We start from the raw sequence: 22,655 nt of genomic DNA on the forward strand, positions 1-22,655 counted from the left end.
AAATAGAACTTATTAAAAAACTTGCTGAGAACGCATCCAGCTTAAATACTAAGCCCAGAAATTCTTAAGAGCATAAAAATGTCATTTACATGACGTTTTTAGCTGGTTTAGCACTACATTCTTTACTTCAATTCCCTTGAGAAATCCCCTTTAAAATCTTAGTACTTTAATATTAAAACTAGCATTTACAGAGAGCAGAAGCTGCCTCCTATTTTTAGTTCTTGAACAAATACATGCTGGTTATCTTGTGTAATCCAATCATTTATCAACTGATTCCAATTGATTTCACTTAGAAAGACACGGACTTAGATCGTTGCAATGTAATTGAAGCATGTATGACTGATGACAACGGCAGGTAATCTATCCCAAGATATTGTCAAATTTGTGTTTTTGAACTGAAGCAAGTGTTCCTAAATCAGAAAGCAGATCTTTTTGGATCAGATCGACTGCTTTATCTATCTGTGGATTTAGGGAATAAGCAGAGGTGTTCCCCTCATAAGTTAATCCGCTTATTTCTGTTAAATCTACACGTTGTAACCCACACACGATATGGCCGCTTGACCTTCATCTACGTGATTCTCTGAATGGCTTGAACATATAATTTAATTTCATGCGGAGCTTCGAAGGTTGAAATCAAATAATCAGAAGATGCGCTTTCGATTGAGAACAGCTTTATTCCCAAACTTACCGCTATGACCAAGCAGGTAATCTGATCCAAAAAGATCTGCCTTTCAACATTGGTCAAACAACGTATACTTATGATTTGCTTCATCGGCACAAGTCGATCCACTCTCCACATTTCAGTGAAACAGGAGTTACATATGATGCTGTTGGGAATCTTCTTACACAAACTTACACCGATCCAATTGGTCGTTTGCCTTGTCAATATGCTTATGATGATCTCTATCAGCTCAATTCAGAAAAGAGTTCAGCGAATCACTCTTATCAACACGATTCACTCTTTAATCGCTTTGTAAAAGATGATCAACGTTTTGACTTCAATTCACTTAATCAGCTTTTAGGAGACAAACTGAGTGCTTATGCCTATGACCCCAATGGGAATCTATCCGAGCGCCATGATCAAAAATACACGTATGATGCCTGGGATAGATTGCTTTCTGTTACCATCGGCAATATACGTTTTAACTACACCTATGACGATCTAAGTCGGCGCCTTTCTAAAGTTAAATCGCTTTGGGATCCATTAACAGACAATTGGGTGACACAAGATACGCAGTATTTCCTCTATCAAGGAGATAATGAAGTAGGAGTTTGTGATGCAGAGCAACACTTAATGGAATTTAGACCGCTTGGCCATGGACGTGGTGCTGAAATCGGTGCTGCGGTTGCTTTTGAAATTCAAGGAAAAGTGTATGTTCCTTTAACTAACTTCACAGTGCATGTTCAAGTTCTTTTAAACTCTAAAGGTGAACCTGTCGATATCTATCGCTACACAGCTTTCGGAGAAGAAACCATTTTTGATCCATTTGGGGATGTTAAAAAACCGATAACATCTTGGCGTTTTTGTTCCAAACGAACTGATCCAGAAACGGGCCTGATTTATTTTGGCAGACGTTACTATGATCCTCAAATAGCTCGTTGGATCACTGCTGATCCCCTTGGTTATGAAGCCGGACCTAATCTATATGCATATGTAAATAACAGTCCTTCAACTAGTATTGATTTATTTGGCCTTATAGACATAGATGGCATTTATGATGAAGAAAGCAGGCGCGCAAGAGATGCTGAATTCGATCGTAGATTAAAAGGCGTGGTTCATGGAACTGTTGACTTTGCCGTCGAAACTATTCATGGTGTGTACACACATCTCTAAGCTATATCGGATCAGATGGATTAGATTTAGAGGAAAGACGAGATGTAATAAATACCATAGGTGCATCTCAGACTAGACATAAGAAAATTATTGATGACAAAATCATGGAGGCTTTCGGCATCGATCCTCTTGATGAAACATACCAATTTTATCGTGACAATACCAAATTAGGATTGGAGATATGGTCTTTAGCAACTGGGGTTTATGGCGCGTATAAAGGAATTAGATTTTTAAATAAAGTATTTAAGATGCCAGCAACAATGATGGAAGTTGGAACTTCATTAACAAAGTCTATGAATGGTCTTAACACTCTAGGAGCTGTAGAAGAATTGCATTTGAATCAATTTCATCAAGCAGCTTCGAATTTATCTAAAATAGGAAAAGATAATATCAGAATTTTGCGCGGGTGGGCTAAAAGCAAAGGATGGCAAAAAGTTACTAATTCACAGGGCGGGCCGGAAATTTGGGGAGAAACTATAAAGGGGGCGTTTGAATGGAAATTAAAAATTAAACCCATATCTAGCTTTCGAGAGGGATTGCAGTCAGGTAGCAATCTCCCAAGATTTGATGCTCGACTTAGTCGGGGAAATTATATTAATCCATTTACATCAAATATGGGGGCAAGAGATATTGGAACCCATATCCCTTTAGAAAATATTTATAGATGAGATTGATTTATGAATGAGCGCCTTAATTCACTAATAAAATTATTGCTTGATGATACTGTTTCTGTCGCCGAAAGAGATGATGCCGCAATGGATTTATTTGAATTTGATGACAATAGAGCTTTAAACGCTTTAATACAAATAGCAAAAAAAAATGAGGAAAATCCTGTGGTTTTAAATTCATGTGGAGAATCTATAGCTTCCATCTGGATCAGGCGAAACCAATTTGATAGTGAATGCTATAAAAATTTGAATAAAATTGCTCAAGCGGGAGTAAAAGGGGTTGTCGAATATTTTAAACCTGAATGGAACGAGTTTTTTTAACTAGGGCGTGTCCAGATGTTAAAGCAAAACTAGTCGGATTCCCTAGAGCATCTGTCGCCGCATGTATGACATTTTAAATTTGTGTGTGTGTTTATGTGTATAAATGCATAAATGGTCTATTCACTTGATTTAAGAAAAAGAGCTTTAAATTACATTGCAAATGATGGGACTCGCTTGGAAGCAAGCAAGATTTTTGGCGTTACTGTTCCGACTTTAGCAAATTGGCTTTCTAGAGCAGCAAGATTTAGCACCCAAAATGAATGGGTCTAAACCTAGTAAAATTGATAACGAAAAACTTCGGAAATATATCGAAGAGCACCCTGATAGTTATTTAAGAGAAATAGCTGCAGTATTCAATTCAACATTACAGGCAATATTTTATGCGTGAAAGGCGAGATATTGTCAAATGTTGTGTTTTGAGCATCTAATAGCGCATCCAACTTGTTAAAAATTAAGCTGTGTATTTCATGTTAAAGACTTCTTCCCCATCTTTAAACTGCACACCCAAAATCAGTTTGTTAATCAACTCATGACCTCTTAATTTTCGCCATCGCTTTTGCGCTTCCATTGAAAGCTTGTAAACCATGGCAAGTGTAACTGTTCTGGACCCACAGCCTTTGGTTTGTCGTGTGCGGTGCCTAATAGTTGCAAATGTTGATTCGATTGGATTCGTTGTTCTTATATGTTGCCACTCATATTTCCCAAGAAACTTCTCAAAAGCTTTTAGTCCATCCGTTTTTCTTGGAGCCATATAAATTTCGTGAATGATCTCTTTGGCATACTTTTGAACACTTTTTGGCATTTTATCTAAAATATTAGCCGTTTTATGCACCCAACACCTTTGCTGCTTTGTTGCTGGAAACTCTTCATTTAAAGCCGCCCAAAAGCCAAGCGCTCCATCTCCAATCGCAAGCTTTGGTCCTTCTTTGAGACCTCAATGTTTTAAATTTTGCAAAACTTCTTTCCAAGACAGCTTGCTTTCTCGGTGCCCATCATGGATCATGATAAGTTCTTTATTTCCATTCTCTAAAGCACCTATCAGAACCAGAACACAGGGTCGATCTTCTTCTAAACGAATGTTAAAATAAATCCCATCCGCACATATATAAACATACTTTTTTGCGGATAAATCACTTTTGAGCCAATTTGATATTCTGTTGTCCATGAATCTTTCAATCTAACGATATTTGTGGGTGATAGTCCTTTAGCATTTTCTCCCAAAATTGCCTCCAGAGCTCTCGGAAAATCCAGGGTGGATATTCCTTTAAGATACAAAGCAGAAATAACCGCATCTATACTTTGTGTCCTTCTCAAATAAGGTGGCAAAATCGCGAATGTTTTTTTCTGGTAAGTAACCATTTCTTACTGCTGGAGATTGATGGGTAGATTCTTTCGATTGTTTGTAAAGTTCCAGATATTCTTGTACTTCAAATTCAATAGCTTGCTGTAACAATTTTTGAGCTCCTTTGCGAAGAATTTCTTCGAGAGGATCATTTTGTTCATTTGTTGATGGCATTTTTTCTGAAGAAAAGCGAAAATCTTCCATGAGCGCACTCCCATTTAGTTTTTGTAGTAAAAAACATTTTAAGGATGCGCTCTCTTTTTTTCACCTCATACACAACTTTTGATCATATCTCCGGTTGAGGATAGCTTCTGGACATAAAGGTATTACATTCTTTTTGTCAGGATGCACAATCCGCTTTCTGTCGTAATCGAGCAAGGAAGGACATTTCAAGCCGAAAACTGCAATACCTGACATGAGATGATCTGTGATCGATATCGCTACATTTTTGGTAAATTCGCGAGGATCGGGTATTTTTAAAAATTGCTTGTGAATGATAGAGAGTAGGCCTGGTGCGCCTAGATATTTTCTGAATGAGGTCATGATATCTTAGTCTCTGAGTTAGTAAAAAATTTACCCAAAGTTTACGAAATCAAAATTTAATCTGCTTGGAAAAAATGCTCAGCGGGAACTGCTCAATGGGAGTTAGATCTCTTTTAGAAGAGATCTAACTCATTGAATTCATCTATGGAGTTTTAAAAGATATCGAACTTTCTTATCCCACAAAAATCAAGCATTTTCAATATTTGTTATTTTAATATCGTTAGGAGTGAATATTTTTTGAATTTTTTTAAATCGACTAGGCGCATTACTAGTCAATTTGAATATCTTCGAAAGATTTTTACTAACCTTATCAGCATCCGGATAGGTTTCCCAAGTATTCGCTGGAATATTTTTTGATAACCAATTTAGTCGAGCTGAGATTTCGGTACTTAATCTTTTTAATTCATTATGTTCCGATTTAAACTCTCGATAATTATCTAAAAGCAGCTGTTTCAATTCATTAAATTCTTTTTTAGCGTTCTTCAATTCATCGCTCTTACTTTCAAGAATATCCTCCCATCGTTTACGTGTTGAGCCATCTAAAGTCGGTAAAGTGGCTTCCCACTCTTTATCAATGAGAGAGACAGCTGACATAGGTAATGCTTTGAACTCATCTAAGGATACTTGACTATCTGCAGGTCTTTTAGAATTAAGGATATCCAAGCGAAATTGATTAATTTCATCGTCATTTTTATTTTTAGCTTGATCCTGCTGCTCTAAAATTAGGTGATCCCTCGTTTTTTTCAATTGGCCTAATCGCGATCTCGGTATTTTTTTAGAAGAAGGAGAAAGACTACCGCTATCAATATCTTTTTCATATTTTTCAATTTCAGATTTTAATTTTCGAAGTCTTGCAGTTCCTCTTGCAGGTAAAAAATTTCCCACCAAATTTTTAATTTTCCCAAGCTTTGATTCACCAGATGAAAAGGACATAAAAAGTTTGCTTTTTTCCCTAAATTTCTCATAATCAGATTCAATATGATCAGGCCAATAATCCAATAAGTTACGGGGACTAATTCCCGCATTTTTTAATGTTTGTTCAAAAGCTGGAATGAGCTTTGGATCCGTTGGGGGCACCAGTTTTGCAATTGTTTCGGGAATTTTTACAGCAGGATCTTCTGAATCAAGCCGCAAACGAACATTTGAATACTTTTCTGCCGCATTTTTAAAGGTTCTTTCTCCAATATTTGCTGTTTTTGGGATCTTTTTTCGAAAATCAATATAAAACTGCTCGCTGTCACCTTCCTTTACACCAATACCCATTGTTTCAATTTTTCTTGTTTTAAGGGCCTTATGGGTTTCTTCCCACTGCCTTGATTCTTCAAGGTGAACCATTGGAGAAAATAACAGATTTTTCGTTCTAATAAATGTATCGACTTTCTGTCTAGCCAAAACATATTGAGGATCTTGACTATTTACACTAGCTTTAACTAAATGGCGAAAACTCAGCGCGTCCATGTATGCCATATACATGGCCCTTCGACGGGCGTCCGTAGTTGTTGAAGCCAAAAGCCCTTTTATTTCTTTCCCATTTCTTAGGGCAGGTCTGGGAGGAGCAGTAGGCACACTGATATCTGTTCTAAAGGAATAATCAAAGGTTTCTGATGGTTTCCCATCAGTGAAAGAAATTTCGACTTTCATAGGAACACAATAGGCTGATTCAGAATATTTTTTTTCCTTATCTTTAATTTGCATTTCCCAGGTTTTTATTAAAACACCATCAGGATCATCAGTTGGTCTTTCAAAATGCATCGAAATTTTGAATTGAGAGGCTGAAGATGCTTGATCTCGACTTAATCCATGGGCTGCTAAAACACGATCGATCTTTTTCATAAGATCGGAAATAGTCGTTATAGAAGGAGGGCTATGAGTTGTTGCATCACCTATTAAAGGTTCGCTATCAATGGTGGGAAGAGAATCCCTTGACCCCATAGGCACTTGGCTTATTTGAGGTGGAATATGGGGTTCTAAACTACCGGATCCAGGCGGCACCATCATAAAAGATCTCCTCAAACTTAAAATAAAAATACTTGTAATACCCTCTCTTAATTATAATATTTAGTAAATATGATATCCATTAAAAACAATTAATTTTTAAATAAAAATCATACAAAAAAAAGAGAAAGCTACTACAAACTTTCCCTCTTTATTTTATTTACACTGTCACGATGCAAATACGGGTTGGTCTATTACAAATTTAAGTGCTTTGATTTTGTCTATTTTTGTGAAAATCTTTTCTTTTCTTTTATTTTTATTTTTTTGTGATTGTGAATCTTCTTTTATTTTCTGAAATCTCCCTTCACAAAATCTATATATTTTTTTTCTCAAATCAATTACATAAGGCTCTCGATCTTTTTCTTGATCGCCGATTCCAATCCTTTCAACGTTGCGATTTTTGAGAAAGTTAAAATGAGCTTCCCACCTTCTTATAAAATTACTGCTCTCATAGTCAATGTGAGGGACTATATTTGTCCAAAAATCTCCATTAGAATAAATTGAGGTAAATTTTCTTTTTGCTTCCAGGGAACTTTCCTGCAATGCAGCTTTGAATAGTTTCTTTACAGCGAGAGCGTCCAAATAAGCTTCGTACTCTGCATATTTTCTTGCTTCTTCAAAAGTTCGAGGAACTGCCATTTTTGTAAAACTTCCTCCCCATGTAGGAGCTTTTAAAGGAACTGCTACTGCAGTTTGTAAAATATATTCAAAACTTTCCGAAGTTCCATCGCCAAAACCAATTTCTATATTCATAGGCAATCCATAGAGGATCCTTGGAGGATGGCCATTCAAACTTTCTGTCGTCCAAGTTGTAAGCAAGATTGCTTCAGAATCATCCGAAGGATGCTTAAAATGCATAGAAAGAGTAAATTTTCGAGTCCCTTCTGAATTACTCTCTCTATGCAGACCTCTATTTTTCAATATCCGATCAATTTCATCTACCATTTTATTATAATTTTCTATAGGTTTTTTAACAATTCTACCCGATTTTTTTACAGAATCCAGCTGATTTATAGCAAAACCTCTATGGTTAGATAACATTGAAGCGGGAGGGGATTCGGGAGAACCTGAATAAGGTGAGGCCGAGTGAAATTCTTCATCTGAACTCCAATAAGGCGGAGCGGAAGCAGAAGCAAATGAGGTATCGGTATCATTTTTTTTAGAAGATGCTATAGAATTTCCAAGAAATCTTCTTTGATACTCAAAACTTTTTTTAACTGTTTCGCTTTCAATATCATATGGAATACCTTGTTTGTAAGATACGTAATCTTCATCAACTACCTGGCAAGCGTTTTTCAGTCTTCCAAAGAAGCCAGTCGATTTTTTTTCTGTTTGTTTAAATATAGTGAAGCTAAGAAATTTTTGAGATCTATGCGCAGCCTGAATATACTCATATTTAAATTCCTCTTCCGCAAAGGCATAAATTTGCATTGCACCTAAATGTACTTTATTTTTTTTGTCTTCAAAATCATCTTGATCATTGTAGCAAATAACCTTTACAGGAAGATTCTCTCTAAATTGATTGATATAGAGTGGGCTAATTGTCAAAGAAGTTACGTCATTACTAATCTCAAGCTTAGCATAAGACGTTGAAAGAAAATTCCGTATTTTCGCCATTCCTGAAGTAAATCTGGTAAATGATGTAGAATACTTTATTTCCGTATGAAGAGAGGGAACGAACGCTCTATCCGGAAGGGTCATTTTACTACTCTGTATTTCCATGTCGTGAAAAGCGCGATTCGACACTAAAACTATCTTTAATTTTTGATGACCGCTTTTCATCCCTTCTTTTAATCCAATGTGAGCTATATAAAAATCATATTGGCCATTTGGCAGGTCTCTTGTAATGGGGCATTGCATAAATAATCTCCTTATAAAGTTAGAGCAAAACATTAAATAATTTCTAATATTTTACAACCTTATATCTTTTTCTGCAAAAGGAGATTGGTTTCGGAAAAATGAAGAATAAACTTTCAACAAGGGAGGGATTCGCAGAATAAAAAAACGAATATAAATCACTAGTAATAAGTCGGATATTCATTTTCGCCTAGAAAACACATTGACTTATGATGAGGGCTTCTTTCTTAGCTTAAATTAGGAATTTTTGATTAATTTATTTACTATAAGTCAAAGTTTCTTCTGACCAAAAATCGACTGAATTAACGAAATCTTCCAAATTATTTTTAAACAATTGGTAATCTTCTTTATTTTCCAAAATTTGTGTTAATTTGATTGACTTATTGTCTTCACTTAATCCCAGAATTGCCCCTCGTGTTCCTTGCCCAAACAAATTTGCAAGAAGAAGCTGAGTGAATAATTCTTCTTGTTTCGTAGTTGGACATGGAGCAACCGCACACTCAAAATAAATGCCCTGGGGAATAGCAGAAATATAAATTTTTATATCTTCGTCCAAAGGGAATACATACATTCCAGGAGTTTCTGACGTCATGGAATTTTCAAACTCTAACTCGCCGGCTAATTGCTTCATGTGATTTTCTAACATATGGATTCCCCCTCACGGAAATGTACAAGTGCCTGAGCACTTGTACATAAACTTGTTTTTAGTGAATACGATAATTAAATGCGCTGTAAAGTTTGGTAATCATCTGCTGAACCGCTTCTGCTATACTTTTTACTTTGTCTTCAATGTCTTTTAAAGAAGCGCTTGCGTCAGCTCCGATTTTTCGGGCAATTTCTTGATATCCTTCAGCCAATTTGATGTCTGCGTCATATTCCGCTTTTTTCACTTTCATTATCCCTTGAACAATATTTTCATACATTTTAGATGTTGAGTCTGTAATATCTTTGGCAGTATCCATAGGGAACATTCTCATTCTGAATGAAGTAGATATATTAGACCATTTATTAGCTCTATGCTTATCAAGTTTAAATTTTGCTTTCATAAGCTGGTCTTCAGTTCCTACTTTTGCATCACTGCCAGGAGCCCTTGACTTAGCGGGCGCATTCAATTCATCAAACTTTGTTTGCAGAGCCTTAGTTTGCTTATTATAATCACCAATCGATTTCTTCATCGCTAGCGCACCCATAGCGCCATTCGCAACGGCCATACCGAGCTGTACGCCAGCACTTGCTGCCAACATGTAGTGCATCATCGCTTCTGTTTTCGCTGATTGCATAATGTCACTAGCCATACGCTTAGCAAGGTCGATCGTCCATTGGTTGGACATGATATCCAATTTTGTTTCAACAAGCCTTTGTTGAGACTGAACTTTAATCAGCTCGGCCATTACCTCGATTAAAGCCACAACAAATGAAGCTGTCAAAAATGGGTTCCCGTGACCTTTTGATCCCGTAGGAAGAGCTCCCGTTCCTGTAGGAGCCACTAATGTAGGAGTATCGGCAGGGTTATTCAATATGAGGCTTTGATTGGTTCCTGAGACATAGGCAGAACTAAATTTGTCCATCGCGGTTGATGCTTCTTCAATAACGTCCTGCATTACTGTGGATACAACAGCAACTTTATTCCCTTGAGCATCTAATGCAACTCCGGGTGAAGCTGAGCTTGCTGTAGCTGATACTGCTTGATTACTCTGGGAATCGCTAATTCCAACTGGAGTGACGGCTTTCCCTTTTGAATCCACCACGTGTTTCTTGATCTGTTCTCCAGTTAGTGGTGGTGCCCCTCCTTCTGAAGAGTCCTCAGCCTGTGACATGGCTTTCTCAAATTTAGCAAAAATGCTGGGATCGAAATTGTATCCTTGAGTTGTGACATCAGGTGGAGTACTATTAATATTCATATGTTAGCTCCTCTTTAAAAACCTTTCCCTATTTTAAATTTTATCTTCCATCTACGCTTGGCTGAATCCTGTAAAATTTGCTAGCTGGTCATCTAATTCGCCTGCTAGTGCTGAGCCAGCTAAAGAGCCAAATTCTGTGATGGAAGACATGTCTTTCTTCACGTTATCCTCTGTTTGCCCTGCCAATTGCATGAGAGAACCTAAACTGCTCGAAAATTCATCATAATCCTGATTCTGCAAAGCGATATTGGCCTGGCTAAGATAGACTAATGCTCCTTGACCTACACCTCGTGGAAGCGCTCCATTTTCCTGCTGACTGGTGATGTACTGATCAAGGGTATTTAAATGGGTAAGCAACTGAGGTTGCAACGTTTCAAGCAACTCGCTTGCTCTCGATTGACCCATTGTTGCTGCAGCTTGTGTCCCCAGTATAAGGGACCATAATGTAAAAGCGGATGTCAAAGGGGCGACGGCATTTTGATTAATGCCTGTAGCTGAAATTAAATCGCCAACCACTGTTTCAATTACCCCTGAACCCGCAATTAAGCCGACGGCCAAATCTGTGGAGAAACGGCTGGCCTCATTGACATCACCGACTGCTTGGTCTGGAAATTGTCCGATGCCGTTTCCTAATGCTGTGCCTCCCAAAATGGAGGCCAAAGCGACTGTACTAAGCAGAAGCTCGAGAGAATTAATCTGAGAGGTATTATCTAAATTCAGGATCGTTTGCAATCCACTGGCGGTATTATCGATTAAAGACGCAAAATTGTTGCTATAGACCCCATTATCTCCTGAAATTCCGTTCTGAAGGATGGCTAACGAAAGTAAATTGGTTGGCGACACTTCTCCTAGTGAATAAGCCATCACGACGGTACTTAGAGCATTGATGGAATCCCCTAAAATCTGATACGAATTATCACGCAAATCCCGTTGCAAGCTGTCTTTAATGTCTTGCAAACCTGCTGAAATCTGCACGAGGTCTCCTGCATAAACAGTCTGTTGCTGTGATAGAATGGTTAAGGCAGAGCTAAAGGTTTCGATTTCAGCCAAAGCATTTTGTACGGTGTCAAAATTGGGATCGTTAGGACCAACCGCACTTAAAACGGTATTGAGAGAGGAAGACAGGTTATCATTCAGTGCAAGCGCCGCCAAAACTGCTTGGTAAGGAGCTGTCTGCGCAATTTCCAAACGATCTGCTTCTAATGAGCCTGTTGCTGGAAGCTGCGCAGCACTTTCAATAAACGCTAATGTCAGCGCCACAGAAGTGAGCACATTATCGAGGGCAACTAGGCTCAAATTTTGTTCTAGAGGAAGACGGGCTTGGTTGATTGCCAATCCTGAAATGATGGCTTCAGGGAGTCGCGAAATTAAGTTTTGGAGGATCTCTGTTGTATCCAAAGACTCCGATTTATCGCTAGAAGATGCCATACGAAATTGGACTAAAGGTGCTAAAACGGGCTGAGAGGAAGAGGATTTATATCTTTCGTAAACTTCATCCGATCCACCCCCTAACTGGGTTAAGGGGACCTCTACCGTATCTTTTACAATAGCCAATTGCGCTTTTTGGGTGTCTTCTATTCCTCTTTGTTGTAGTTCAAATATGGTAGGTTGTTGGGGTCCTCCGGGAGTCCCTCCAACACCTGATCCTGAAATGCTCATAAGTTTTCTCCGTTTAATGAGGAAGCTTTCGGTCTTTCATGTGACATTCCTCATGAGAAAGATCTATTATAATTCCAGTTTAGGTGGATCCCATTGTCTTCCAGGCTCTAAATCCACATCTCCTGATTCAGAACTTTCTTGTACGATCATTTGTGCTTTCTCTCTCTCTTGGGATGTACCTTCGGCTTTCTTTACGGCTTCTTCAAATTTTTCCTCCTCTCCCTCACTACCGGGGAGGAATAACTTCTCAATATCTAACCCCTCTACATCACATCCTTGCAAAATTAAGTACTCTTTGATAGGTGGTGGAGTATCTGGTAGTCCCAAATCATCTCGGATTTTTTTTCGCATTAAGATGGCTTTTGAACGAAGCAGGGTATATCTAGGATAAAATCCGAGTCTGATAGCGTCGTCCAAAGCGAGTAAAGCCCCATAGGGGTTGTCTAATTTAATGTAACAGTCTGCAATATGGAAGAAGGGCACAGGATTTTCTTGATCATAAAAAGCGGCTAGCATGTAGGCTTCAATGGCTGCCTGATAATTTTTTTGCATATGCATCGACGCTGCAAGTCCGAGTGCATATTTACTGCGACTGGCATCCAGATTGATCAAAAATTGGAAGATGCGTTGGGCGTCTAAGTAATTACCTGATCCGTAAAGGTTGTAAGCATAGCCATAGAATGCTTCCAAAGTCTCATCGCTAAGGCCCATGGCTTGCTGAGGAGATTGCCCATCCTTAAAAATTTTATTAAGCACATCCTCGTACGATTTTCGTTGTTCTTTGGTGATTTCCGAACCTAGTTTGTCTAGTTCTTTTTTAATGATCTTATCGGCTGCTGTTGCCATCCTTCTTCCTCCCTCTCTAAATTCAGAGCAGCGCTTAGGCTGCTCCTGCATTTGCTATATTTGTCGTAATTTGACTTTGGCTCTGCCAAATATGTGTTTTAAGAGTTCCGATTTCTGATATTGCTTCTGCTTCAGCGGGCATTCCAGCTGTTAAGTTATCGATAATTTTGCGTAAAAGCTTAATCATGGCATTCAACACTTGCATATCTGCTTCAAGTTCTGCTTTTGCTAACACCTGAGCTGCCTGTTGTAATTGAGATCGAATTTCGATCGCGCTATGCGCGGCATCCAATCCATTAGACAGAAGTTGGTTGGCAATTTGTGCAATATCCAATAGTTGCATTCTAGCAATTTTGAGAATCGCATCAGAGACTTTTTCTGCTAGTGAAGCCATTTTTGTCAGGGTCTCAACAAGAGTTTTTGCAACTTGCGCAACAGTTTCTGCGATTTGTCCAGGAATCAGTTCAGCTTGCAAGAAGAATGTGACAACCATAAAGGCTAAGGAAGCGACCACTGTTGCGACAGTGACTAACACCATGGCTGTAATTTGTTGCGCCATCTCATCGCCACCCATCAACTTCACAAGGTTTTGGATGACATTACTTTGCATCGTCGCTTGACCAATGGCTTGCAATCCTACAGTCATTCCCACCATGGGGTTGGCTGTCATCACTAAAGCCGTCAGCGCGACAATCGCAACCGTTTTAATGATCATATCCATGGCCATTTGCAATGCTGGCGGCCCTGGAATTGCAGCTTTAATTGCGGCTGTCAAAGCTTGCATCGCATAACCCATGACCCCTTGTTTTCCACTTGCTGTTAAAGCTTGGTCAGCAACTGTATAAGCGATAGCAGCGGCAGCTACAGCTACACCGATCAAACCTGCACCCGCGCCTAATGTCAAAACAGCAATCACAACAGAAAAGACTGTCGAAATAGGGCCTAAAATTTTCATGATGGAATTAAAAATCCCCAGACCTGGCTTACCTGATTTTCTTTGGTCTTCCATCTGTTTTTTCTGTTCGGCAAGCTTGTTTAATTGCTTATCAAGCTCCGCTTTACCCAATTCCTTCGCTTTACTTGCATCCTGGTTTTGAATTAGATAAATTTGTTCTTGTAACTTAGTCAAAGCGTCACTGATCGCTTTCATGAAGTCCAAAATTTCAGCTTTCATGGGAACATTTGGCAGATTTAATGCCAAAGTCGTCGCTTGGCTAATCATTTCCTTGCCTAAGTTGATCGCATTTGTCCCCACTTGGGCAGAAAACGGATCTAACATGGCATTTTCTGTCTCACCGACAGGAGCAGTCCAGTCAGAAGGCAATCCATAAGCATCTCGAATGGAGCTAATGGCCGATTGTTGCAATTGTCCAATCAAGGCTTTCATTTGGGGAGAAGCGACCTCTGGATTGTCAAAGGCTTCCATGATTTGATCGATTTGATCTTGTGTCAATGGAGGTGTTTGGCTTTTTGCGTAATTGCTCACTTGTTGTGCAAAAGCAGCCCGATAAGCCCCTTTAATAGTCGCATTTTGAGCTGAATTGTCTACCGCAGGCTTCCATCCTGGAGGGAAACCATATTCATTAATCAAGCTTCCTAAAATCATGCTTTCCAATTGCGCGTTGACATCGCGTAAATTTCCTGTTTGGCTCGCTGTTCCAGGATTGTAGTGCGCATACTTCAACTGAGCGAGTTGCTGGGGAGACATGTTTTTTAAAGTTTTGACTAAATCGGGATTGGATTGGATTTTTGAAAAATCCCCCGAGATGGCCGCATCATAGGCAGAGTTATAATCGGTGGCTAGCTTATCGTCCAGATTGGAGGTTTCAGGGGTAAATTGCCAATCATCAGGTAATCCCATTTCTTGTTTGACTTGTTCACCCACTTGCTTTTCGATCTGACTTGCCAAGTCGTCTGGCGAGCGTGTCACGGCTTCTGGGTGCTCATGGGCAAAGATGGTTTTTGCAATCAGTTGATCGGCTTGTTCTTTGGGCAATCCCATTTGCGATACGGCTTGCTTTACAGCAGCCTTAAAAGCACTGTCAAAAGTTGTATTGCTTTGATCTTGAACCTGCTGAGTTAAAGCCGCCTTGGCTGAGGCTTGGTCCGGTGTTTGCTTGGTCAATTGCTGTGCTTCTTGATTCGCTTGGGCCACAACTTGCTTAAGCGTCGCCTGCACTTTAGGATCGGTTCCTGCCTTAGGATTCGCCTTGGGATTAATGTATTGAGCAAGCGCTTGTCCTGCTTCTGTATCAGAAAGAGCTCCGCTGAGAACAGCCTCAGCAAGGCCTCCCTTAATAAAGTTATTAAGCGCTTCCTCTGGAGTTTGAGTAGTGGTCGACATCAGTTTTGTCGCATCACTCATGGTCATTTGCTTGAATGGGACAGTCTCGCCGGAAGGAGTTTCTAGTGCAGGTGCACCAGGCAGCTGCAAGTAAGTTTTAGCCGTTTGAGTTCCTTCCGCTTGATTAAGCGAGTCTTGAATGACTGCTCCTTGGTTAACATTTACTGTTGCTTTTGCTCCCTCTGTTTCATTCGTAGCCACATTCCAATTTGTTTGCTGACCCTGTGATGAAATATTAAATTCATTCATAAGATTCTCCTAAAGGGTTTCAATATGAGGCCTTAGAAAAATAATGATAGCGTCTATGAAATCGGTTGATTTTCTTCAGCAATTTGCTTGTTGATTTTCTCAATTTCTTTTTGCAGGCTTTTAATTGTCAATGCTGTGCGATCTTTCAGTGTTGCATACTGAGGTTTATTGCCAGCTCTCTCTTGCGCCATTTTCAATGCGATCATCGCTGACACTTTATCCCCCATTTGGATATAACAGTCGGAAGAGTGGTAGTGAGGAATGGGATTTTCGGGATCCAATAATGCACAAATTGCATAGACTTGCACGGCACTCTCATAGGCTTTCAACATGTGATAACAGGCCGCCAATCCCATCGAATATTTTGATTCGGTTGCATTTAGCATGATGAGTAGACGAAATAAATGGGATGCCTCTTTATATTTTCCTGTATTGTAAAGACGATAAGCTTGCCCATATACCCCTTCAACCATTGCATCACTCATGCCCATGAGGTCTTTCGGAGCAAGCCCTTTCTTTACAACATTTTCTGTTGCCGCTTTCACTTCTTTCACTTTTTCTTGCTTTAATTCAGCTCCCACTTTCGCAGTTGCCTTTTTGATTTGACTTTGTTCACCTTTCATAAGGGGCTCTCCTTATTCATCGATAATTCTTGCAAAATACTTATGTTATTTATTGAGTCCACCTTGTCTTGCTGAATTAAAAACTTATGCCTCTTAATTTTGTCTAAAGTATTTTTTATAACCTTACTCCTTAACGGTAAATGGCAGCTAAAATTGTGCTAAATTCCTGAATTAAAGAGGTTGTTAAGTCACTCTGTTGCGTCACGGCATCGTTACTTTGGTTAACGTTTGTTTGCAAAGACTTGGAATCATCACTAATGACAGATCGGTTAGAACGCATGGTTTCAGTCAAGTTTGAGTTCAGGTTGTTTAAGTCATCCCGAGCATTACGACCAGAAGTTGTACTTTGGTTAACAGCAGAAACCCCACCCCCTTGAATAAAGGTAGGTACCTGGTTCATCGAATCTGTATAGGCTTTTTGCCACTGAGTTAAAAAGCTCAGGCGGTCCGCTTGAGATGAGGCCACTTTTTGTAATGTGTCGATCATTTCAATGAGTAGGGCAAAAATCCGGTCCAAAATGAGCACTTTTTTAGAGGAAGAAGTTTCCACCGATGGAGTTAATGGACCTGAAGCTCCACTTGTACTACGACTATATTCTTGTTGAATCTGTTGAAACCAGTTATAAAGTTGCTGGCTAGGAATAAAATACCCATTTGTTCCATTCGCATCTGTCCCTGTAAATTTCAATACGTCTTGATAGAAGCTTTGCAATCTTGAGGCAAAATCCCCATTTGGGAAAAACGCCTTATAAATTTGTTCGTAAGTCGCTAAATCCGCTGTACCCGAGGAAGCTGTATTAAGTGCAGCAGTTCCTGTTAAATAGTTATGCCACTGAGTCATGAAGTTCAGTGCACTTCCAACAGTTCCATCTGTTTGATAGGTATATTTATTGATAAAGTTGGTGAATGCATTCTGGAATTGTGTTTGAATATTTGCTTGAGTGACCGAAGATAAGCTACTCCAATCCCCGGTTGAATATCCAATATAGCTCGCATATTCGTTATAAAATCCAGTGAAAGCATCTCCCGAAGTTGTGCCTGGATTCGTTCCGCCATTATATGTGCGGAAGGCATTAATGAAATCGGCCCAAGTTGTGGGCAAGTGATTCCCGCTCGAATACTGTGCAAAAAAGCTATCTAAGGTTTTTCCGGCGGCTGTTGACTCCGCATTCATCCCTTGATAGGCAGGTTGAGACGTATTCGTTGGTGGAACTGATTTAAACAGAATATTTTGTAGGTTTTCAAGAAATGTCAACCCGTTAAAACCCGGATCATTAGGTGAAGTAAAACCTAGGTCTTGACCTGAAGTTGTCATATGCTTACCCTCCTTTCACGTTTTTGAGAACCTAACAAATTCTGTAAGAGTTAAAAAGAAGTTCCAAATTACGTTATCTCAAAAACACCTTAATTATATTATACAAACTAATAAAATTTTTAATAAACAATTATTACTTAGCAATATTTTGAGCCATTTTTGTAATGATTTGGGTTAGGGCCTGTAAAATTGCTGAAGCAGATTTATAATACTCTTCAAATACGTATAGATAGCGTCTAACTTGCTCTTTTTGGCTATCGTTAGTGGACTCACCCGCAGTAATCGCAAAAGTCAAGTTTTGTTGAATTAAACCCGCTTTACCCGCATTCGCGTTGCTATGCTGATCCAAGTTATCCAACATCCAAGTTTTAAATGCCTTAAAAGCAGCTGCGGTATTTGTGGAAGCTGTGACAGGAACTCCGCTGACAGCAAAATAAGTATTAAGGTCTTTCAGCACAGCTTGTAATTTTCCCAAAAGGGTATCACCCACTGTCGCACTGGTTGCACTTGTCACAGGAATCAATTGGTTAATCTCATCTTGTAAGCGGTTTCTTAAAGTGATCAACTGAGTCAGAGCTGCTTGGAAATCCACCCCAGGAACAGTCGATCCTGCAGCATTTGTACTTGCTAAATCTGGGTTTAAAACAGGGTCAATTGGTTTTCCAAAGTAAGCACTCGCAGCACTTGGATATTGATTTCGGAATAAGCTGGGGTCACTACCGACCGCAGGACGGTGCAGGTTAAATGTTGAAGAGAACGCAGATTTTGAATAAGTGGTAATGCGGTTATGCATCGTTTGCAAGTCATTCAAAATGTTGAGCGAATCTTTCGTTATTTGCAAAGCATTTTCAAGGGAAGCCATACTATCCCCTAAAACTTGGTTACCTGTTTTAACGTAGATCAATTCAACAAGGGATTGCAAACTTCGGTTGGCTTCTCCAGAAGCAGAAATCGCGGCTGTCAAAATCGTTGAGATCACAGGCGATGCAGCGGAAAGAGATTTCCATTGCTGAGCTTGCTCTACCGTAAGCGCTGAAGTTGGGTCAGCAGCACCAGTCGCTTTTAGAGATTGCACAAGCAAATCCACGTTATTCGCCATTTCCACTGTCATGTAATATGTTTTGGGTGGCAGACTTGGATCCACCTGTACCTGCAGTCCATTCTTAGCCAAATTAAGTAGCTGTTGAATTGCAGCACTCATTTGATCCGCAGTCGTTTGAGTAATGTTCGTTGTGGCCGATGAAGCGGACATATTAAAAACGTCAACGAATGTTTGCAAATACTGCTGATAAGCCTGGCCTACTTGTGAAGCAGTATACTCCACATTAGCTTGATAGGTTACTCCATCAATCGTTACTGGGACCAAACTGATAGAACTCATAGCATTTCTCCTTCTTCCCTCTGCCTTGAAAGACAGAACAATTTTTCCGCGTCCCCTAAAGATAACACTTCGATAATAAGCATCATGTAATCTTTATATTCCCATTTCCCTATTATTATTCTATCAAATTTTTATTTAATTTTCAATCCAAAACCCTCTCCTGGCATCCACATAAATGCCAGGAGACCAAGTAGTTAAACTTGTAGGGAGTCGATAGGTCGTTTCAGTTGCTGCATGCCAGTAGAAGGAATTGCAGTGGACAACAAAACAGTCGCTGGCTCTTTTATCTGACTCAAGAATTGTGCCAATTCCAGGTTTGGATTGGTTAAATCTCTCATTTGAGAAACCCACTGTTTAAAAATTTCCAACTGTCCGGCACTGGAAAGTTCTTGCAACTGCTGTTTAAATAAACTTAATACAGATGCCGCAGGCTGTGCCTGTTCTCGATCTGTTAATTCACCTTGAGTCGATAATCCAAGTAGAGCAAGTGTGTAATTTGAGGCCAGTTTTTGAGCTGAGGAAGGTCCCAAATCGGAAGCTAAGCCAAAAACGCGAGAGAAGACTTGTTGAGCGAGTTCTTGAGGTTGAAGTGTCCTTGTTAAACTGCCTGATTCCAAAGGATTTGCTTCAGGATTTGCGTAATCCACAATCGCAGATTGAGCGATAGCTTTAGCCTGCTCTTCTGCAATTCCTTGATTAATCAATTCTTGTGCCAAAATATTTTTGAGGTCCGCCACACTTCCCGCTCGCGGACCGTGACCAACAGTCGCAGTAACAGCTGCATTCGCTTGAGTTGCGGCATTATCTGTTGTCGTTGATGCATTTTGGTTCTGCAAACTTTGCGCTACCGAAGCTTGCAATAAGTTTAGGTTGACTAAATTGGATCCCAAAGCTTGAGTAAAAGCAGATTGAGCTAGAGCAACTGTCAGATTGCGAGAAACACTTGCGGCGGTATCACTTGTTAAACCCGCCTGGGTTAAAGCCGTATTTAAAGCCAACTGAAAGCTATCTGGGCTACTGGCTTTGGCTAAAGAGCTTTGAATAGCCTGCTCGATAATTCCTGAGCTGACATTCCCCACTCCAACATTCGCGGCCAAAGTGCTGATAGGCAAGTTTGCCGAATCAATCACGCCGCTAAAAACACCATTTAAAAATGGTAGATTTGCCGAACCGCCGAGTTCAGCAACTGTTAGGGCAGCTAAAGCATTGGCTTGTGCGCTAGAAAGTCCCGCCTGCTGAAATTCCTGTGATAAAGCATTTTGTAAGGTATTGGGATTATTCACATTGGCATTGAGTTGATTTTGAGCATTAGCCAATGCGTTGTTAATTGCTTGCGCATTCACCTCCAATCCTTGCTTAGCAGCTTCAGCCGCTAAAGCCGAGCTCAATAGGGAGCGAGAAACCGCATTCTGCAGCACATCATTCGTTTGAGATCCATTTGAGCTTGAGGCTAAAAGCACCGAATTGTTTGGTAAGTTTTCCAGATTTGACAAGAATTGTGAGACAAGGCCTGGTGATTGCAACGCTACGGCAGCTTGAACAAGCGCGATTTGCAAAATAGCAAGGTTAGTCGTTGCTGTTAAAACACGCTGAGCTTGGGCAATTCCCTGTTCGGAGAGACCAGCTTCACTTGCATTCGCGGAAATCAATCCCCCAAGAGCCGTTTTATAGGATTCACCAGAAATGGAACCGACAACCCCCTTCAATACCCCATATCCCACAGATAATCCCACCGCTGGGCTTTCTGGCGGAATTAATCCAGCTTGCTGTGCGAGAGAACTAGTTGCTGGAAGACTTGCATAAGCACTCACCTGTCCAAGTAGTTGTACCGTGTTCAATACGAGTTCGTCGTAAAGTCTAGGACTTAAGGGTTGACTATCCTGCAAAGTTGTTAATTTATACAGCCCATCCGACAACACTCTTCCAATAGAGGAGTTCGATTGCGCTAGGCTACCTAAAGTTGCCAGAGAGGATCCCGCCGAAACTGCTGTGCTGCTATTTCCTGTGGCACTTTGCACAGCTTGTTGAATATAGGCATTGGGTAAATTAGGTGCTCTTCCCGCCAAATAATAATATTGCAAATCCAGATAGGCATTATTCAAATTCATTTGAGCCACACTATTCTGAATCAGAGGAAGCAAAGCGGCCACGACAGGTTGATAATAGGTCGTTAAAATACTCGATTGGTTATCAGTATTCGTAATTGAAGGAAGCATAGGAAGGCCATCTGTTGGCGTATCAACATAGCTTGGAGGATTTGTGACGACTCCTGGAAGTGTTGGATACGCATAACCAACAGTACTTTGATTAGAAAGCGTGAGTGTAATTCCCAGCTTAGCTGCTTCCACATTCAATTGAGCTAGTTGTGCGTTATTTTGGGAAACCTGCGCATTATATGTATCTACGGCAGAATTATAAGTGGTTTGAGCTGCACTCAATTCCACGTTTCGCGTAGTGATATAATTATTATAAGTTGCAACAGCTGTATTATAATCTTGAAGCGACCCTCCATTTAAATAAGCAGTCGTTGCCGCATTCATCGCATTGATTTGAGCAACGTCTTCGGTTCTTCCAGATTGAATTGTGTTATTTAACTGAGCTCGTGCCGCATTAAGACTTGCCACTGCATCGTTTTCTTGACCAACAAGCGATTGAATCTGACTGGAGAAAGCCACAAGAGTGGCGTAGAGCTGGATTAAATACTGTGCGGCTAGAGCATTTTCCAAATACATATCCTTATCCATCAAATAATCTTGAGCCTGATTTTGATAGTTCGTTTGCTTTAATGTATCTGTAACACTTTGAATGAGCTGAAGAAAGTCTCCATAATTAACGTGAGTTGAAGGTGTAGGCAGTAAAGGACTTCCAGAAGGACCAACTAGAACTAAGTTGCTGGATTGGGTAGCGGCATCCGCTGAAGATGACGATAAACTATCGATGAGAGTCTGAGTCGAAGAAGAAACTGTAACGGATGTATTTGTAGAAGGTTGAATTGTCGAATCGTAGTAGGGGTCAGTTATCGGACTTTTCAGTGGATTTAAATTAGCATCTGAACCTGGTATTGACATTGTAATTCTCCTTTGTTTGTGTCGTTTACAATGACTAGTCAGATGACTAGGGCGCTATTCCTCTAAAAATCCATGGTCAATTGCATTCAACTTCAAATATTTAGAGTAAAATCACGCCATCAAAAGTATTCTAATTCCAAGTTTTATTATAGCACAACCACCTTTAAAATTCACCTCATAAACACCATAAATTATTTTAATTCATTCTTTTGTTTTCTCCTCTTAATTATTTCAAAACAAATTAAAAGCTTTATTCCGTTAATTAAAACAAAAAATTTCCGCATGCGTTATAATTAAACCCACAAAAGCAAATAATTAATAATTTTACATTTTTATTGGAGGTAATATATCTCCTTTAGAAGGTAATAAAAGTAATCCTCCCAATTTCTCAGATTTAAGTAAGCTACAGTCGACAAAACATTCTCGTATTCTTAAACATCCTCTTATTCACCAAGGAATTAAAGCTGCCGCCAAAATTGGCAGTAAAAAACTTCCAAAAGTGAAAAAGGTAAGTAATACAGAAAATTCTTACGAAACTAAATTTACTAAAAGAATAAACGCATTAAGCAATCATTCAATTAGAGGTGTTATTGCTGGAGTTTATATTTCAACAAATGAATATATTTTTTTAATTAACACAAAAAAACACTCGGATAGAAAACAAAACAACAACAATCACATAATAAAAAATATTTAACAAATAAAGCAA

18 protein-coding genes and 2 pseudogenes are annotated in these 22,655 nt (G+C 39.6%); 5 read left to right on the plus strand and 15 right to left on the minus strand.

All coding sequences use genetic code 11. The features are described from left to right. Nucleotides 1–360 precede the first annotated feature (360 nt). On the minus strand, nucleotides 361–546 hold the full coding sequence (locus AOM43_RS10085) for a hypothetical protein (protein ID WP_059360108.1): 186 nt from the start codon (nucleotides 544–546) through the stop codon (nucleotides 361–363). A gap of 118 nt (nucleotides 547–664) precedes the next feature. Here AOM43_RS10085 and AOM43_RS10095 point away from each other — a divergent pair. The 5 genes and pseudogenes from AOM43_RS10095 to AOM43_RS14125 form a co-directional block, all read left to right on the plus strand. Beyond that, a pseudogene (locus AOM43_RS10095) lies at nucleotides 665–1,834 on the plus strand (RHS repeat domain-containing protein); the annotation flags it as partial. A gap of 104 nt (nucleotides 1,835–1,938) precedes the next feature. After that, nucleotides 1,939–2,502 (plus strand): hypothetical protein, encoded by a 564-nt coding sequence (locus AOM43_RS10100; protein ID WP_059360114.1) that lies wholly within the window; start codon nucleotides 1,939–1,941, stop codon nucleotides 2,500–2,502. A 9-nt stretch (nucleotides 2,503–2,511) separates the two neighbouring features. Beyond that, a complete protein-coding gene (locus tag AOM43_RS10105) occupies nucleotides 2,512–2,823 on the plus strand; it encodes a hypothetical protein (RefSeq protein WP_059360116.1) in 312 nt (103 codons plus the stop codon). A 111-nt stretch (nucleotides 2,824–2,934) separates the two neighbouring features. Continuing rightward, complete coding sequence (locus tag AOM43_RS14120) at nucleotides 2,935–3,093, plus strand: IS630 transposase-related protein (protein WP_079978267.1); 159 nt, start codon at nucleotides 2,935–2,937, stop codon at nucleotides 3,091–3,093. Continuing rightward, the gene (locus AOM43_RS14125; RefSeq protein WP_369508940.1) at nucleotides 3,044–3,211 is read left to right on the plus strand and encodes an IS630 transposase-related protein; all 168 of its coding nucleotides are present in this window, start codon (nucleotides 3,044–3,046) and stop codon (nucleotides 3,209–3,211) included. The genes AOM43_RS14120 and AOM43_RS14125 overlap by 50 nt, the downstream gene beginning before the upstream one ends. A 63-nt stretch (nucleotides 3,212–3,274) precedes the next feature. On the opposite strand, the pseudogene AOM43_RS10110 reads toward AOM43_RS14125, so the two are convergent. From AOM43_RS10110 to AOM43_RS10170, 14 genes and pseudogenes are all read right to left on the minus strand, one after another. Continuing rightward, nucleotides 3,275–3,988 (minus strand): annotated as a pseudogene (locus AOM43_RS10110) (transposase). A gap of 99 nt (nucleotides 3,989–4,087) precedes the next feature. After that, entirely contained in the window at nucleotides 4,088–4,369 is a 282-nt protein-coding gene (locus AOM43_RS13990; RefSeq protein WP_264358370.1) for a hypothetical protein, read from the minus strand. A 60-nt stretch (nucleotides 4,370–4,429) separates the two neighbouring features. Beyond that, a complete protein-coding gene (locus AOM43_RS10115; RefSeq protein ID WP_059360118.1) occupies nucleotides 4,430–4,708 on the minus strand; it encodes a hypothetical protein in 279 nt (92 codons plus the stop codon). A 186-nt stretch (nucleotides 4,709–4,894) separates the two neighbouring features. Then, nucleotides 4,895–6,706 (minus strand): kinetochore Spc7 family protein, encoded by a 1,812-nt coding sequence (locus AOM43_RS10120; protein ID WP_059360120.1) that lies wholly within the window; start codon nucleotides 6,704–6,706, stop codon nucleotides 4,895–4,897. 165 nt (nucleotides 6,707–6,871) lie between these two features. Next, the gene (locus AOM43_RS10125; protein ID WP_013924424.1) at nucleotides 6,872–8,563 is read right to left on the minus strand and encodes a hypothetical protein; all 1,692 of its coding nucleotides are present in this window, start codon (nucleotides 8,561–8,563) and stop codon (nucleotides 6,872–6,874) included. A gap of 253 nt (nucleotides 8,564–8,816) precedes the next feature. Beyond that, on the minus strand, nucleotides 8,817–9,206 hold the full coding sequence (locus AOM43_RS10130) for a type III secretion system chaperone (protein WP_059360122.1): 390 nt from the start codon (nucleotides 9,204–9,206) through the stop codon (nucleotides 8,817–8,819). A 58-nt stretch (nucleotides 9,207–9,264) separates the two neighbouring features. Further along, on the minus strand, nucleotides 9,265–10,461 hold the full coding sequence (locus AOM43_RS10135) for a hypothetical protein (protein ID WP_059360124.1): 1,197 nt from the start codon (nucleotides 10,459–10,461) through the stop codon (nucleotides 9,265–9,267). Between the two features lie 51 nt (nucleotides 10,462–10,512). Next, complete coding sequence (locus AOM43_RS10140) at nucleotides 10,513–12,120, minus strand: hypothetical protein (protein ID WP_006341686.1); 1,608 nt, start codon at nucleotides 12,118–12,120, stop codon at nucleotides 10,513–10,515. A gap of 66 nt (nucleotides 12,121–12,186) precedes the next feature. After that, nucleotides 12,187–12,966 (minus strand): SycD/LcrH family type III secretion system chaperone, encoded by a 780-nt coding sequence (locus tag AOM43_RS10145; protein ID WP_006341685.1) that lies wholly within the window; start codon nucleotides 12,964–12,966, stop codon nucleotides 12,187–12,189. 34 nt (nucleotides 12,967–13,000) lie between these two features. After that, nucleotides 13,001–15,559 carry a type III secretion system translocon subunit SseC family protein gene (gene sctE / locus AOM43_RS10150; RefSeq protein ID WP_059360126.1) on the minus strand — a complete coding sequence of 853 codons (2,559 nt, stop codon included), beginning with the start codon at nucleotides 15,557–15,559 and terminating at the stop codon, nucleotides 13,001–13,003. A gap of 53 nt (nucleotides 15,560–15,612) precedes the next feature. Continuing rightward, nucleotides 15,613–16,182: a SycD/LcrH family type III secretion system chaperone gene (locus tag AOM43_RS10155; RefSeq protein WP_006341683.1), complete on the minus strand. Its 570-nt coding sequence runs from the start codon at nucleotides 16,180–16,182 to the stop codon at nucleotides 15,613–15,615. A 130-nt stretch (nucleotides 16,183–16,312) separates the two neighbouring features. After that, a complete protein-coding gene (locus tag AOM43_RS10160; RefSeq protein ID WP_059360129.1) occupies nucleotides 16,313–17,497 on the minus strand; it encodes a hypothetical protein in 1,185 nt (394 codons plus the stop codon). A 133-nt stretch (nucleotides 17,498–17,630) separates the two neighbouring features. Continuing rightward, entirely contained in the window at nucleotides 17,631–18,878 is a 1,248-nt protein-coding gene (locus tag AOM43_RS10165) for a hypothetical protein (protein WP_059360131.1), read from the minus strand. 194 nt (nucleotides 18,879–19,072) lie between these two features. Beyond that, the gene (locus AOM43_RS10170) at nucleotides 19,073–21,946 is read right to left on the minus strand and encodes a hypothetical protein (RefSeq protein WP_059360133.1); all 2,874 of its coding nucleotides are present in this window, start codon (nucleotides 21,944–21,946) and stop codon (nucleotides 19,073–19,075) included. Nucleotides 21,947–22,655: the final 709 nt, after the last annotated feature.

Source organism: Parachlamydia acanthamoebae (assembly GCF_000875975.1).
GTDB classification, from domain to species: Bacteria; Chlamydiota; Chlamydiia; order Chlamydiales; family Parachlamydiaceae; genus Parachlamydia; species Parachlamydia acanthamoebae.